Origin of the sequence: Pseudomonas sp. 1 R 17 (assembly GCF_900067035.1) — a bacterium.
Taxonomy (GTDB): domain Bacteria; phylum Pseudomonadota; class Gammaproteobacteria; order Pseudomonadales; family Pseudomonadaceae; genus Aquipseudomonas; species Aquipseudomonas marginalis.
In genome coordinates, this window is record NZ_FKLB01000066.1 from 54,504 (window position 1) to 70,242 (window position 15,739).

The following is a 15,739-nucleotide window of genomic DNA, read 5'->3' on the forward strand; positions in this document are numbered from 1 at the left end:
GGCGTTGGCTTTTTTTGTTTCTTGGATCCTAAAATGATGTAGGGCTCGATTCTATAACTCGTAGGCTTTTTCTTTTGATTTGTTTATTGAGTAAACTTTTTCAGTCTCTTTTTTATTAGTGGTTTTTTAAATTGAGGGCTGTTCTTTGCAGCAAACACCCGCCACTCTCTGTCCAACCCCTAATCACGGAATGTTCAGGAGGGTCGGATGGTGCAGTTGTGTTCAATCGAGCAAGCAGTTGACGACGTACTGGCGCGCTTGCCGGCGCATATCCACATGGGCATGCCCTTGGGGCTGGGCAAACCCAACCTGTTCGTCAATGCGCTGTACCGGCGCATCGCCAAGCTGCCGGAGCGGGCGCTGACGATCTACACCGCGCTCAGCCTGGGCCGCCCACCGCTGGGCGACGGCTTGCAGAAGCGTTTTCTCGAACCCTTTATCGCGCGGGTGTTTGGTGATTATCCCGAACTGGATTTCCTCGCCGACCTGCGCAAAGACAGCCTGCCAAAAAACATCCACGTGCAGCAGTTCTTCATGCAGCCCGGCAGCCTGCTCCATAGCACCTCGGCCCAGCAGGACTACGTGAGCAGCAACTACAGCCACGCCGCCCGCGATATCAATGCCGCCGGCCTGAACCTGGTGGCGCAACTGGTGGCCAGCAGCAGCGAACACCCCGATCGGCTGAGCCTGAGCTGCAACCCCGATATCACCCTCGACCTGTTGCCGATGATCGCCAAGCGCCGCGACGCGGGTGAAACCGTCCTGATCGTCGGCCAGGTTCACACCGATTTGCCCTACATGCCCGGCGATTCCGAGTTGGGCATGGACGCGTTCGACTACCTGATTGACGCAAAGGACAGCACCACACTGTTCTCCACACCGAACATGCCGGTGGGGTTCCAGGACCATTTCATCGGCTTGCATGCCAGCACCCTGGTGCGCGACGGGGGCACCTTGCAGATCGGCATCGGCTCCATGGGGGATGCGCTGACCGCCGCGTTGCTGGCGCGCCAGGCGGACAACGAAGCCTATCGACTGCTGCTGACGGACATCGATGTGTACCAGTGGGCCCCGCTGATCAGCCGGGAAGGCGGTGTCGAGCCCTTCGCCCGTGGCCTCTACGGTTGCAGCGAAATGTTCGTCAACGGCCTGTTGGTGCTGGCGGATGCGGGGATTATCCGGCGCAAGGTCTATCCGGATGTGGCTACCCAGGAGCAAGCCAATGCCGGTTTGCTGGACGATGCGGCGCAGCCCGACGGCGTTTCGATCCACGGCGGTTTCTTCCTGGGGCCGCGCAGTTTTTACCAGCGCCTGCAGGAGATGACCCACGCCAAGCGCCTGGAATTCAATATGACCCGCATCAGCTACATTAACGAGCTGTACGGCCAGGAAGAACTCAAGCGCCTGCAGCGCCAGGATGCACGGTTTATCAACAGCGCGATCACGGTGACGTTGCTGGGCGCAGGCGTGGCCGACCAGTTGGAGGACGGTCGCGTGCTCAGCGGCGTAGGCGGGCAATACAACTTTGTGGCTCAGGGGCATGCGCTGGAGGGCGCGCGCTCGATCCTGATCCTGCGCAGTTGGCGTGAGTCGGCGGGTGAGGTCAGTTCCACTATCGTCTGGGAGTATGGGCATTGCACCATTCCTCGGCACCTGCGGGACATCGTCATCACTGAGTACGGCATTGCCGACCTGCGTGGGCAGACGGATGCCAAGGTGATCGAGGCGTTGCTCAACATCACCGATTCACGCTTCCAGGCCGACTTGATCGAACAGGCGCAAAAGGCCGGCAAGTTGCCCAAGGATTTCCAGCTTGATCCCCGCTTCAGCGACAACACGCCGGAGCGGCTCCAGGGTATCCAGGCGCGGCATCGACGTTTGTTCCCGGAGTATCCGCTGGGCAGCGATTTCACGGACGAAGAGCGGGATCTGTTGCGCGCCTTGAACTGGCTCAAGAGCAAATTCAAGCTGACGGAGATTCTGGAGTTGGGCAAGGCGGCGCTGGATGCACCGGAGCCCCAGGCGTTTCCCGAGCATCTGAAGCGGATGGGGTTGGATTCGCCGGAGGGTTTGAAGGAGGATCTCTATCAGCGTCTATTGCTCGCTGGCTTACAAGCAACCGCACACTAAAAACCAACACAGATCAAAATGTGGGAGGGGGCTTGCCCCGATAGCGGTGTATCAGTCCCAAATGTGTTGGCTGACCCGCTGCTATCGGGGGCAAGCCCCCTCCCACCTGTTTAACCGCGTGCAGGCAACGATTATTCGATGAAGGTGACGACGCCACCTTCCAGCGACTTCACCCGCGCCAGCGACTCAACCCGATAACCCTGCGCATCCAACTCCGCACGGCCACCCTGGAACGACTTCTCGATCACAATCCCCAAGCCGGCAACGGTCGCACCGGCCTGCTTGATGATCGAAATCAGCGCCTGGGATGCCTTGCCGTTGGCCAGGAAGTCATCGATCACCAGTACGCGGTCGCTGCTGGTCAGGTGGCGCGGCGAGATCGCCACGGTGCTTTCGACTTTCTTGGTGAAGGAATACACCGTCGCCGACAGCAGGTTTTCGGTCAGGGTCAGGGACTGCTGCTTGCGGGCGAAAATCACCGGCACGCCGAGGTTCAGGCCCGTCATGATCGCCGGTGCGATGCCCGACGCTTCAATGGTGACGATCTTGGTGACGCCCGAGTCCTTGAACCGCGCGGCGAATTCGTCGCCGATCAGTTTCATCAGCGCCGGGTCGATCTGGTGATTCAGAAAGGCGTCGACCTTGAGTACCTGATCGGAAAGCACGATGCCTTCTTCGCGAATTTTCTTGTGCAGTGCTTCCACGGAAAGCTTCCTCTAATGGCGGGTTGTGCGCCGAAAGTAGATTGAAAAGTAGTCGATTCTAGCGCTTTAACATCGCGCGTATATCCGCCAGGGCGGTGTTGCCGCGAACGGCCTTCACCTCGGTCGGGGTGTCGTCATTGCCTTCCCAGGCCAGGTCATCCGGCGGCAGCTCGTCCAGGAAACGGCTGGGGGCACAATCGATGATTTCGCCGTATTGCTTGCGCTTGGCGGCAAAGGTGAAGGCCAGTGTCTGACGTGCGCGGGTAATGCCCACGTAGGCCAGGCGCCGTTCTTCCTCAATAGTGTCGGCTTCGATGCTGGAGCGGTGCGGGAGGATTTCCTCTTCCATGCCCATGATGAACACGTAGGGAAATTCCAGGCCCTTGGACGCATGCAAGGTCATCATCTGTACACCTTCGGCGCCGTCTTCCTCTTCCTGCTGACGCTCGAGCATGTCGCGCAGCACCAGCTTGCCGATGGCGTCCTCGACAGTCATTTCGCCGTCTTCGTCTTTTTCCAGGGTGTTCTTCAACGCTTCGATCAGGAACCAGACGTTGCCCATGCGGTAATCCGCGGCCTTGTCGCTGGAACTGTTGGTGCGCAGCCAGTTTTCATAGTCGATGTCCATGACCATGCTGCGCAGGGCGCTGATCGGGTCTTCGCCGGCGCACTGCTCACGTACCTTGTCCATGAAGCGCTTGAAGCGCGACAGGCGATCGGTGAAGCGCGTGTCCAGGTGTTCGCCCAGGCCGATTTCATCGGTGGCGGCGTACATCGAGATCTTGCGTTCGGTGGCGTAGTTGCCGAGCTTTTCCAGGGTGGTGGAACCAATCTCGCGGCGCGGCACGTTGATCACGCGCAGGAAGGCGTTGTCGTCGTCCGGGTTCACGATCAGGCGGAAGTAGGCCATCAGGTCCTTCACTTCCTGGCGTCCGAAAAAGCTGTTGCCGCCTGACAGCCGATACGGGACCTGGTGGTGCTGCAATTTCAGCTCGATCAGCTTGGCCTGGTAGTTGCCGCGATAAAGGATCGCGAAGTCGCTGTAGGGGCGGTCGGTGCGCAGGTGCAGGCTGAGGATTTCCACCGCCACGCGCTCGGCTTCGGCGTCTTCGTTGCGGCAGCGGATCACGCGGATCTCATCGCCGTGGCCCATCTCGCTCCACAGTTGTTTTTCAAACTCGTGGGGGTTGTTCGAGATCAGCACGTTGGCGCAACGCAGGATGCGGCTGGTGGAGCGGTAGTTCTGCTCCAGCATCACCACTTTCAGGGACGGGTAGTCGTCCTTGAGCAGCATCAGGTTTTCCGGGCGGGCGCCGCGCCAGGCGTAGATCGACTGGTCGTCGTCGCCCACCACGGTGAACTGGTTGCGCGTACCGATCAGCAACTTCACCAGCAGGTATTGGCTGGCGTTGGTGTCCTGGTATTCGTCCACCAGCAGGTAGCGCACCTTGTTCTGCCACTTTTCGAGGATGTCGGCGTGTTCCTGGAACAGCTTCACCGGCAGCAGGATCAGGTCGTCGAAGTCCACCGCGTTGAACGCCTTGAGCGTGCGCTGGTAGTGGGTGTAGACGATGGCGGCGGTCTGTTCCTTGGGGTTGCGCGCGTTTTCCAGGGCTTCGGGCGGCAGGATCAGGTCGTTTTTCCAGGCGCCGATCATGTTCTTGATCTCGTCGACGCCGTCGTCGCCTGCGTATTCCTTCTGCATGATGTCGGTCATCAGGGCCTTGACGTCGGTCTCGTCGAAGATCGAGAAGCCCGGCTTGTAGCCCAGCCGCACATGCTCCTTGCGGATGATGTTCAGGCCCAGGTTGTGGAAGGTACATACCGTGAGACCACGGCCTTCGCCACCCTTGAGCAGGGTGCCGACACGCTCTTTCATTTCCCGCGCGGCCTTGTTGGTAAAGGTCATGGCGACGATGTATTGGGCGCGGATGCCACAGTTCTGGATCAGGTGCGCGATCTTGCGGGTGATCACACTGGTCTTGCCGGAGCCTGCGCCGGCGAGCACCAATAGAGGGCCGCCGACGTAGTTCACGGCTTCTTGCTGCCGGGGATTGAGTCGGGACATACGGAATTCAGGGAGTCGTTGTTCAAAAGGGCGGGCATTTTAACAGGCTGGCAAGATTCTGCTGCCCTGGATCGACGGTGTGACGTACCACTCGATCTAAATTTGCCGGTTTTGCTACTTTGCCGCAGGATGTCTGGGTTTTTAAGACAATTGCTTACAGCCTGCGTATTTGATAACCACGATCATTGGTGATTATCAGGCCGCACGTCATAATGCCCGCCGCCAACGAATTTTTGCAGAGTCTAGGGAGCTAGCTTGTCTACGCCTGTCGAACCCTTGCGTTTGCTGCTACTGGCCGATACGCCTGAGTGGGCAGCGTTGTTGCGCGAGTGCCTGGCGCCGATGGGCGATGGGGCTGTGCTGATCAGCGCGCCAAACTGGGACTCGGTGAGTCGTCTGTTCGATGACGACGACAGCGCAGTGCTGTTGACCATGCCCAGCCTGCAACCCGGCCCTGGCCGTTGCAGCTTGCCGTGCGTGTTGTTGTTGGAGCAGGAGCCGCTGGTTCCGCCACTGGGCGTCAGTGACTGGCTGATCCGCAATGCGCTGGACGCCGACACGTTGCGTCGTTGCCTGCGCCATGTGCGTGAGCGGGGGGTGCTGGAAAACACCCTGCAACGCCTGGCCGAGCAGGACCCGCTCACCGGCATCGCCAACCGCCAGGGCTTCCAGACCCTGCTGGCCGCACGGTTGGCCGAGAACGAAGGTCGCGGCCTGGCCCTCGGTCACCTGGACCTCGATAATTTCCGCCATGCCAACGATGCCCTCGGCCACCAGGCCGGCGACCGCCTGATCCTGCAAGTGGTCTCGCGGCTCAAGAGCCAGCTGGAAGCCGGCGATCAACTGGCGCGCCTGGGCAGCGACGAATTCGCCCTGCTGATCGATACGCGCCGCGCGCCCCAGCGTGCGGAGTGGATGGCCGAGCGCATCACCGAAGCCATGGCCGAGCCGTATTGGGTGGATGGCGAAAGCCTGCTGATCGGCTGCAGCCTGGGCGTGGCCCATGCCCGCGCCCGTGCCGGCGCCGACCCGCTGATGTGGCACGCCCATATCGCCATGCAGCAAGCCAAGAGCACCCAGGGCTGTACCTTTCATATCTTCAACGAACGCATCAACCGCAACGCGCGCAGCCTGGCCGACCTGGAAAGCGAGCTGCGCCGTGCCTTGCGCCGTGATGAGCTGGAGCTGCATTACCAGCCGCGCCTCGACCTCGACGACGGGCATATCGTCGGCCTGGAAGCCCTGGTGCGCTGGCGCCACGGCGAGCGCGGCCTGTTGCCGCCGAGTGAATTCGTGCCCCTGGCCGAACAGAGCGGCCTGATTGTACCGTTGGGTTACTGGGTGATTTCCCGGGCCCTGCGTGACATGCAAGACCTGCGCGAACGCGGCCTGCCGCCGCTGCATATGGCGGTCAACCTGTCGTTTCGCCAGTTCCAGGACAGCCAGCTGCTTTCTACACTGAGCCGGCTGATCAGCGAGCGCGGCGTGGAAGCGCAATGGTTGGAGTTCGAACTGACCGAAACCGCCGTGATGCGCCGCAGTGACCTGGTCAAGCAGACCATGGACGCCCTTGGTCGCCTGGGTGTGCGGTTTTCCCTGGATGACTTCGGTACCGGTTTCTCGTCGTTTGTGCACCTCAACAGCCTGCCGATTGCCTTGTTGAAGATCGACAAAAGCTTTGTCGGCGGCATGGAGGAGCGCGAAGAGAACCGCAAACTGGTGCACGCGATGATCAACCTGGCGCACAACCTCAATCTGGAAGTGGTGGCCGAAGGTGTGGAAACCCCCGAGCAACTGGCGCTATTGCGGCTGTTCGGCTGCGACCAGGCCCAGGGTTACCTGATCAGCAAGCCGCTGCCGTTGCCGGAGCTGGTGGAATACCTGACCTTCGGCGACGGCAAGCACACCCGCGTGAGCGAGGGTCTCTAGTCGGCCTGTACCGCCTGAAAGCCGGTGTCGGCTTCGGGCGCCGGGCCTTCCCGGCGAATCATCCGCTTCATCTTCGCTTCAAACGCCCAGGTCAGGCTTATCGCGGCGCAGGCCAGTCCCAGTGCCAGGCCCCACCACACGCCGGTTGGCCCCCAGCCCAACGTGAAAGCCATCAGCCAGGCCGAGGGTGCGCCAATCAACCAGTAGCAGCCCGCACCGATCAGGAACGTGGTCTTGGCGTCCTTGAGCCCGCGAATGCAACCCATGGCGATGGTTTGCACGCCGTCGAACAGCTCGAACCACGCGGCGACGGCCAGCAGGCTCACGGCCAGGACGATCACGTCGTGGAACGCCGGGTTGTCGTGGTCGATCAGCAGTCCTATGAGCGGCTCGGAAAACAGCCACAGCACCGCCGCGAATCCCAGCATTATCGCCGCGCCAAAGCCTATGCCGACACGCCCGGCCATGCGTGCGTGCACCAACTGTCCGGCGCCATAATGCTGGCCGATGCGCATGGTCACCGCGTAGGACATCCCCGCCGGCACCATAAAGGCCACCGATACGATTTGCAGGGCGATCTGGTGCGCTGCCAACTGCGTGCTGCCCATGGTGCCCATGCACAGGGCTGCAAAGGCAAACAGCCCGACCTCCACCGCATAGGTGCCGCCGATCGGCAGGCCCAGGCGCCACAACTCGCGCAGATATTGGGTGTTGAGGTGCAGCAGCCCTGTACTCAGCGGGTAGGCGGCATAGGCCCGGTTGCTGCGGATGTACCACATCAACGCCAGCGCCATGCTGTTGGCGACAATCGCCGTGACCAGACCGATGCCCATCAAGCCGAGCTTGGGCAGGCCGAACATGCCTTCGATCAGTGCGTGGTTGAGCAGGTAGTTGACCACTGTACCGCCGAGGCTGATCACCATCACCGGAGTGGCTTTGCCGATGGCGCTGGTAAAGCCGCGCAGGGCCATGAAGCTCAGGTAGCCGGGCAGGGCAAACGGCAGCATGGTCAGAAATTGCCCGGCCGAATGTACGTTGGTCTCGGTCTGGCCGAACATCAGCAGCACCGGCTTGAGGTTCCACAGCAGCAGGGCCGCCGCCAGGGCCATCAGCCAGGCCAGCCACAGCCCGGCCTGGGTCAGGCGGGTGGCACCTTCGATATCGCCCGCGCCGTGGCGGATCGCAACCAAGGTGCCCACGGCGGCAATCACGCCGATACAGAAAATCGCGACGAACGAATAGCTTGCGGCACCCAGGCCGCCACCGGCCAGGGCTTCGGGGCTCAGGCGCGCCATCATCAGGGTGTCGGTCAACACCATCAGCATGTGCGCCAACTGCGAGGCAATCAACGGCCCTGACAGCCGCAGAATGGCCCAGAGTTCGGTACGTGCCGGATGCTGCATGATCATCACGCTCAAAAAGTCAGAGGGTTGGGGAAGGGCTGATTCTCGGCGCTCTCAGCCCATTGCACAAAGGGATAAATGCGATCGTTTGCATGATTAAAACTCATGCTTGATTGATTCTGGTAGGGTTTCAGTATTGCGCTGTCGGAGCTTTCCTCATGTCTCGTCGTCTTCCTCCTCTTTATGCCTTGCGCGCGTTTGAAGCGGCCTCCCGACACAGCTCTTTCACCCGCGCGGCCGAGGAGTTGTCGATCACCCAAAGTGCGGTGAGCCGACATATCCGCACGCTTGAAGAGCATTTCGCCTGCCGGCTGTTCCAGCGCAATGGCCGCACCTTGCAGCTCACTGAAGCGGCGCGTCTGTTGTTGCCCGGTGTGCGCGAAGGGTTCGCGGCGCTGGAGCGCGCCTGCCATACCTTGAATGCCGAAGATGACATCCTGCGCATGAAGGCCCCCTCCACATTGACCATGCGCTGGCTGCTGGCGCGACTCAGCCGCTTCCGGGCGCTGCAGCCGGGCAATGAGGTGCAACTGACCAGCGCCTGGATGAGCGTGGACGAGGTGGACTTCAACCAGGAGCCGTTCGATTGCGCGGTGTTATTGAGCTACGGGCATTTTCCAGCGGATTGGGAAGCCAGCTATCTGTTCCCCGAGCTGTTGATACCGGTGGGTGCACCGAACCTGTTGAACGACGGTCCTTGGGACGTGACCCGCCTAGCCGGCGCCGAGTTACTGCACCCCACACCCGACCGCCGGGACTGGCGCAATTGGCTGGAGCGCATGGGGCTATCGTCCCAGGTGTCGCTCAAAGGCGGGCAGGTGTTCGATACCTTGGAGCTGGGCATGATCGCCGCCGCCCGCGGTTATGGCGTGTCGATGGGCGACCTGCTGATGGTGGCCGAGGATGTGGCGCAGGGACGCTTGAGCTTGCCGTGGCCGACTGCGGTAGCGAGTGGGGAAAATTACTATTTGGTGTGGCCGAAAACCCGTCCAGGGGGTGAGCGCTTGCGGCGTCTGGCGGATTTCCTCCAGAGCGAGGTGCAGGCCATGGTTTTACCCGACGTCGAACGGCTCAATTGAGGGGTTTTGACTCAGCGACGCAACCGTTTGCGTGATACCCCTGCGATTCGCTCAAGTATTGCAAAACGCCGCCGAAGTAGGTGTGTTGGAACCATCGTGCACCAACGTTTCCCACCAGATAATTTGCCGAGCAGCGCTATGAGATCAGGATGATCCTGGCCTCGGCCAGGAGCTGTCATGTCTCAACCTCGCGCCCGGATTGCCTCCCAGTTAGGTCTCGCGTTAGCCGTGATTTTGGCTGTCGTCATCAGCGGCAGTACTGTTTTCGCCTTGCGTTCCCTCGATTCCGCCAACCTCGATACCCGCGAGGAGCACCTGGCCAGCGAGGCGCGCTTGCTTGCCGACCAACTCAATACCTTCCACAGCACGTTGCGCGAGAGCACCCAGCGTTTGAGCGGGCTGTTTGAAAAACGTTTCGGTGCCGGGTTGAGCGTGCATGTGGACCAACCCGTGAGCGTGGCCGGTGTTCAGACGCCCAGCCTGTACCTGGGCAACGAGGTGTTGAACAACAACTTTGATGAGGTGGACGAGTTCAAGCAAATGTCTGGCGGCGTGGCCACCGTATTTGTGCGCAGCGGCGACGACTTTATCCGTATCAGCACGTCCCTGACCAAGCAGGATGGCAACCGCGCCATCGGCACCGTCCTCGACCGTCAGGGCCCGGCCTACCAGCGCGTTGTGGGTGGGCAGACCTACATCGGCAGGGCGGTGTTGTTCGATCGTTCCTACATGACCCAGTACAGCCCGGTGCGTGACAGCGGCGGTAAGGTTATCGCCGTGCTGTTCATCGGTTTTGACTACACCGATGCGCAGAATGCCCAATTCGAAAACCTCAAGCGCTTCCGAATTGGCCAGACCGGCTCCCTTGCACTGCTGGATGAGCAAAAGCACTGGCTAGTGGCACCCGCCGGCGTGCAGGCGTTGGATCAATCGGTGCCGGTGATGCTGGACCTGGCCAAGACCCCGGGCAAAGGTCGCTTCTGGAGCGACAAGAACGAAGATTTCTATAGCGTTTCGGTACCGTTCGAAGGCGGCCCGTGGGCCGTGGTCGCGAGCATGCCGAAAGCTGAAATCCGCGCGGTGACCTGGGCCGTGGGGATTCGCCTGGTGATCGGCAGCGTGCTGGCGATGTTGCTGGCGGTGGGCGCCACGGTCTGGCTGCTGCGCAGCAAGCTGCAACCGCTGAGTGACTTGGTACACCAGGCCGAAGCCTTGGGTGCGGGCGACTTGAGCGCACGCCTCAACGTATCCAGCCATGACGAAATCGGCCAACTGGCGCGCAGCTTCAATCAGATGGGTGAAGCGCTGTCGACGATGGTTTCCCATATCCGCAAGGCGGCCGAGGAGGTCAATAGTCGGGCCCAGGCGTTGTCCGGTCTGTCCGGTGGGGCCTATGACGGCATGGAGCAGCAGTCCGGCGAAATCACCAGCATGGCCGGCGCGGTGGAAGAGTTCAGTGCCACCTCGCTGAACATTGCCGACAACATGGGCAACACCGAGCGCCTGGCCCAAGAAAATGCCCAGCAAACCCGCATTGGTCGCAATTCGATGCAGGAGGCGTCGTCGTCGCTGGAACATATCGCGACCGCGCTGAACAGCACGGCCACAGTGATCAATACCCTGGGCCAGCGCTCCCAGGAAATCGGCGGCATCGTCGGTGTGATCACGTCCATCGCCGAACAGACCAACCTGTTGGCGCTCAACGCGGCCATCGAGGCTGCACGCGCCGGTGAACAGGGCCGTGGGTTTGCCGTGGTGGCTGATGAAGTACGCAACCTGGCATCGCGCACCCGCGAAGCCACCGATGAAATTTCCGGGATGATCCAGAGCATCCAGCGGGAAACCGGTAACGCCATCAGCACTATGGAACACGGCAACACGCTGATGCAGGAAGGCTTGTCGCGCAACGCCGACGTGGCCTCGGCCCTGGCGCGCATTGATGAGCAGAGCCGATCGGCCGGCCAGCAATTCGCCGCGATCACCACCGCCACCCAAGAGCAGAGCAGCACCGCGACCTTGCTCAGCAGCAACTTGCAGAGCATCGCGCTGGCTAACAGCGAGCAGCGTGAGGTGGTGTCGAACCTGGCGATTACTGCCAAGGAACTGGAGACGTTGGCGGCGAGCCTGCGCCATGAGGTGGATCGCTTTCGCTGAGCCACCGTTTTCCAAGATGTGGGAGGCTTGCCCCTCCCACATTTGGCGCTGCGCCAAGCTTAAGTGATCGCCGCCGGGCGGTATTGCAGGGCCTCTTTCAGGTGGTCGCGGGTGATGGTCTCTACCTGATCCAGATCCGCCAGGGTGCGCGCCACCTTGAGCAGTCGATGGGCCGCGCGCAGCGATAGGGTCAGTCGTTCACAGGCCGTTTCCAGCCAGTTTTCATCCACCTTCGTGAGCTTGCAGTGCTCGCGCAGCCCCGGCAGATCAAGAAAGGCATTCGCACAGCCCTGGCGCTTTTGCTGATGCTCGCGAGCCTGGGCGACCCGCGCTGAGGCATGGGCGGTATCCTCGCCCGCCTGTTGGATCGGGTTCAGTGCCGTCGTTTCCCTCGCCACGGTCAGGTGCAAGTCAATCCGGTCCAGCAGCGGCCCCGAGAGCTTGTTGCGATACCGCTGAATCTGCTCCGGCGTACAACGACAGCGCCCGCTGGGTTCGCCCATATAGCCGCAAGGGCAGGGGTTCATCGCCGCCACCAGTTGAAAGCGTGCCGGGAAACTTACGCGGTCGCGGGCGCGGGAAATCACGATATGCCCCGACTCCAGCGGTTCGCGCAAAACCTCCAGCACCTTGCGATCAAACTCCGGCAGCTCATCCAGGAACAGCACGCCATGGTGAGCCAGGGTGATTTCCCCAGGCTGTGGTTTCGAGCCGCCGCCCACCAGCGCCGGCCCTGACGCAGAGTGGTGTGGCTGGCGAAACGGCCGGTGTGGCCAATGGCTCAGCGGCGCGAGGCTGACGACGGACTGGATCGCCGCCACCTCAAGAGCTTCCTGTTCGCTCAAGGGGGGCAACAGGCCGGGCAGGCGACTGGCGAGCAAGGTCTTGCCGGTGCCCGGTGGGCCGCTGAACAACAGGTTATGCGCACCCGCTGCGGCGATCAGCAGGGCGCGCTTTGCCGACAGTTGGCCCTGCACTTCGCTCAAGTCTGGGTAGGGTTTGTTCAGGTACAGCAAACCATCGGACTTGTAGGGCTCAATCGGCACGTGCCCATTGAGGTGCGCCACCACTTGCAACAAGTGGTCTACCGCAATCACCTTCAACCCCGACGCCAGGCACGCCTCCTCGGCATTCGCCCGAGGCACTATCACGGTGCGCCCGGCCTTGCGCGCCGCCAAAGCCGCCGGTAGCACGCCTTTCACCGCACGCACTTCACCGGACAACGCCAACTCACCCAGGCATTCAATGTCATCGAGCATCAACGCTGGCACCTGCACGCTGGCGGCGAGGATCCCCAGGGCAATCGCCAGGTCAAAACGCCCGCCGTCCTTGGGCAGGTCGGCGGGCGCGAGGTTGAGGGTGATGCGGCGCGCGGGGTATTGCAGGGCCGAGTTGAGGATGGCGCTGCGCACGCGGTCTTTGCTTTCCTTGACGGCGGTTTCGGGCAAACCCACCAGTGTGAGGGACGGCAAGCCATTGGCCATATGCACTTCAACGGTGACGGCATGGGCTTCGACGCCGATCTGGGCGCGGCTGTGGACGATGGCGAGGGACATGCTCGTTCCTTGAAATGGGCGGCCGCTTCCTGCGGTTTTTCAAGGGTAGACGAGGTAGGGAAGAGCGAGGCGGGGAGGTTTTACAGAACGTATCCAGAGCAAAAGGTAGAGCGAATGTGGGAGGGGGCTTGCTCCCGATAGCGGGGGGGGCAGTCAGCATTGATACCGGCTGATACACCGCCATCGGGAGCAAGCCCCCTCCCACACTGATCGCATTTATTCGGCTGGAGGGGTCAACCGCGCTTCCAGTTCTGCGACTTTCGCTTCCAGGCTCTCCAGCCGCGCACGGGTGCGGGCGAGCACCACCATCTGGCTATCAAACTCTTCCCGGCTCACCAGGTCGAGCTTGCTGAAACCGCTTTGCAGCAAGGCCTTGAACTGGCTTTCGATTTCATTGCGGGGCAGCGGGGTGTCGCCGCTGAACAGGCGAGAGGCGTGGCCGCTCAGGGCGTCGAGGAGGTCTTTGGGCGCGAGCATGGGAAATATTCCGGAAAACTGTTGGCGGGCAGTGTATCACGCAGCGTCTATAGTCTTTTTCACGGCCTGGGTCGCACGCTTTTCGCGCATCAGGCTGGGCGGCTATGCACCGTTTTCGTGCGCATTGCAGGCGCCGGATGGCCCCGTTGGTGGGCCTAGGTGAGCAAAGGACTGATTTCAGTGATTTTTACGGAGCTGGCAAGGTTTCTGCTTAGACGATCATGACCCATGCACTGATGCAGTCGCTGTGACGAATGCAGTGCGCCGACGGATCAGGGGTACAGGTTTCGTCACCAGTGGTTCGCTGGCGTCGCAATGGCAACTGCCCTTGCGACGATGCGTTACAAAGCCAGGCACTGCGCTTAGACTTGAGACGGGTTTGTTTTCCTGGGGCAAGTCCACCAATTCGGGAGAGAGTTTTCATGAAGCTAGTCACTGCCATCATCAAGCCGTTCAAGTTGGACGATGTACGCGAGTCGTTGTCCGAGATCGGCGTGCAGGGCATTACCGTTACTGAGGTCAAGGGCTTCGGTCGGCAGAAGGGTCACACCGAGCTGTATCGCGGCGCGGAATATGTAGTGGATTTCCTGCCGAAGGTGAAGATTGATGTCGCCATTGACGACAAGGATCTTGACCGGGTTATCGAGGCGATAACCAAGGCCGCCAACACCGGCAAGATCGGTGACGGCAAGATCTTCGTGGTCAATCTGGAACAGGCTATTCGCATCCGTACCGGCGAAACCGATACCGACGCAATCTAAGCCGCCAAACCCCAACGCCCCAGGAGAAAACAATATGACTCTGCGTAAATTCGCAGGGCTCGGAGCCCTGTTGTCCATCGTAATGCCAAGCCTGGCCATGGCGGCAGACGAAGTGGCTGCTCCAGTCCTCAACTCCGGTGACACCGCCTGGATGCTCACATCCACCGCGCTGGTGCTGTTCATGACCATTCCAGGCCTGGCGCTGTTCTACGGCGGCATGGTGCGCTCCAAAAATATTCTGTCGGTGATGATGCAGTGCTTCGCCATCACCGGCCTGATCAGCATCCTGTGGGTTGTCTACGGCTACAGCATCGCGTTCGATACCACCGGTATGGAACAGGGTGTGGTCAACTTCAACTCCTTCTTCGGCGGCATGGGCAAGGCGTTCCTGGCGGGTGTGACCCCGGCCAGCATCACCGGGCCGGCTGCGCTGTTCCCGGAAGCCGTGTTCATCACCTTCCAGATGACCTTCGCCATCATCACCCCGGCGCTGATCGTCGGTGCGTTCGCCGAACGCATGAAGTTCTCCGCCATGCTGATCTTCATGGCTATCTGGTTCACTCTGGTCTATGCGCCAATCGCCCACATGGTGTGGAGCGGCAACGGTGGCCTGCTGTGGGACTGGGGCGTGCTGGACTTCGCCGGCGGCACCGTGGTGCACATCAATGCCGGTGTCGCTGGCCTGGTGGCGTGCATCGTGCTCGGCAAGCGTAAAGGCTTCCCGACCACTCCAATGGCGCCTCACAACCTGGGTTACACCCTGGTGGGTGCGGCCATGCTGTGGGTCGGCTGGTTCGGCTTCAACGCCGGCTCTGCGGCTGCGGCCAACGGCACCGCCGGCATGGCGATGCTGGTGACTCAGATTGCTACCGCTGCTGCAGCCCTGGGCTGGATGTTCGCCGAGTGGATTACTCACGGTAAGCCAAGCGCACTGGGCATCGCCTCGGGTGTAGTGGCTGGCCTGGTCGCCGTTACACCGGCCGCCGGCACTGTTGGTCCGATGGGCGCCCTGGTGATCGGCCTGGTGGCCGGTGTGATCTGCTTCTTCTGCGCCACCAGCCTCAAGCGCAAGCTGGGCTACGACGACTCCCTGGACGCATTCGGCGTGCACGGTATCGGCGGTATCGTCGGTGCGATCCTCACCGGTGTGTTTGCAGCCCCTGCATTGGGCGGCTTCGGCACCGTGACTGACATCGCAGCTCAAGTCTGGATCCAGTGCAAAGGTGTCGGCTTCACCGTGATCTATACCGCCATCGTCACCTTCATCATCCTCAAGGTGCTGGACGCGGTCATGGGCCTGCGGGTTACCGAAGAGGAAGAGGCTGTCGGCCTCGACCTGGCGCAACACAACGAACGCGGCTACAACCTGTAAGTACGCGAAAAAAAGATGCCCGGCTTGCCGGGCATTTTTTTGCCTGGCGTTTGTCAGTCATAACAAGCTGTGCCGGTTTTTGCGCAGAGTTTGTCATGCACTTTCC

11 protein-coding genes are annotated in these 15,739 nt (G+C 61.2%); 6 read left to right on the plus strand and 5 right to left on the minus strand.

From position 1 onward, the window contains the following. Positions 1-207 precede the first annotated feature (207 nt). Positions 208-2,130: an acetyl-CoA hydrolase/transferase C-terminal domain-containing protein gene (locus BFP99_RS28110; protein ID WP_065948741.1), complete on the plus strand. Its 1,923-nt coding sequence runs from the start codon at positions 208-210 to the stop codon at positions 2,128-2,130. 131 nt (positions 2,131-2,261) lie between these two features. Here the strand turns inward: BFP99_RS28110 and BFP99_RS28115 are convergent, their stop codons facing one another. Then, a complete protein-coding gene (locus BFP99_RS28115) occupies positions 2,262-2,834 on the minus strand; it encodes a xanthine phosphoribosyltransferase (RefSeq protein ID WP_065948742.1) in 573 nt (190 codons plus the stop codon). Positions 2,835-2,892: 58 nt separating this feature from the next. Continuing rightward, complete coding sequence (rep, locus tag BFP99_RS28120; RefSeq protein ID WP_027608306.1) at positions 2,893-4,902, minus strand: DNA helicase Rep; 2,010 nt, start codon at positions 4,900-4,902, stop codon at positions 2,893-2,895. Between the two features lie 255 nt (positions 4,903-5,157). Between rep and BFP99_RS28125 the strand changes: the two genes are divergently transcribed. Beyond that, on the plus strand, positions 5,158-6,831 hold the full coding sequence (locus BFP99_RS28125) for a putative bifunctional diguanylate cyclase/phosphodiesterase (protein WP_065926694.1): 1,674 nt from the start codon (positions 5,158-5,160) through the stop codon (positions 6,829-6,831). On the opposite strand, the gene BFP99_RS28130 is transcribed toward BFP99_RS28125, so the two are convergent. Then, positions 6,828-8,240: a NorM family multidrug efflux MATE transporter gene (locus BFP99_RS28130; protein ID WP_065926693.1), complete on the minus strand. Its 1,413-nt coding sequence runs from the start codon at positions 8,238-8,240 to the stop codon at positions 6,828-6,830. The two genes, BFP99_RS28125 and BFP99_RS28130, sit on opposite strands and share 4 nt — an antisense overlap. A gap of 152 nt (positions 8,241-8,392) precedes the next feature. Between BFP99_RS28130 and BFP99_RS28135 the strand changes: the two genes are divergently transcribed. After that, on the plus strand, positions 8,393-9,313 hold the full coding sequence (locus BFP99_RS28135; protein WP_065926692.1) for a LysR substrate-binding domain-containing protein: 921 nt from the start codon (positions 8,393-8,395) through the stop codon (positions 9,311-9,313). Positions 9,314-9,490: 177 nt separating this feature from the next. Then, a complete protein-coding gene (locus tag BFP99_RS28140; RefSeq protein ID WP_065926691.1) occupies positions 9,491-11,467 on the plus strand; it encodes a methyl-accepting chemotaxis protein in 1,977 nt (658 codons plus the stop codon). Between the two features lie 59 nt (positions 11,468-11,526). Here the strand turns inward: BFP99_RS28140 and BFP99_RS28145 are convergent, their stop codons facing one another. Both BFP99_RS28145 and BFP99_RS28150 read right to left on the minus strand, forming a co-directional pair. Beyond that, a complete protein-coding gene (locus BFP99_RS28145; protein ID WP_065948743.1) occupies positions 11,527-13,023 on the minus strand; it encodes a YifB family Mg chelatase-like AAA ATPase in 1,497 nt (498 codons plus the stop codon). A gap of 216 nt (positions 13,024-13,239) precedes the next feature. Beyond that, on the minus strand, positions 13,240-13,500 hold the full coding sequence (locus BFP99_RS28150; protein WP_027608312.1) for an accessory factor UbiK family protein: 261 nt from the start codon (positions 13,498-13,500) through the stop codon (positions 13,240-13,242). 422 nt (positions 13,501-13,922) lie between these two features. Here BFP99_RS28150 and glnK point away from each other — a divergent pair, with 422 nt between their 5' ends. Further along, positions 13,923-14,261: a P-II family nitrogen regulator gene (glnK, locus tag BFP99_RS28155; RefSeq protein WP_002555808.1), complete on the plus strand. Its 339-nt coding sequence runs from the start codon at positions 13,923-13,925 to the stop codon at positions 14,259-14,261. 34 nt (positions 14,262-14,295) lie between these two features. Next, on the plus strand, positions 14,296-15,633 hold the full coding sequence (locus BFP99_RS28160) for an ammonium transporter (RefSeq protein WP_027608313.1): 1,338 nt from the start codon (positions 14,296-14,298) through the stop codon (positions 15,631-15,633). Positions 15,634-15,739: the final 106 nt, after the last annotated feature.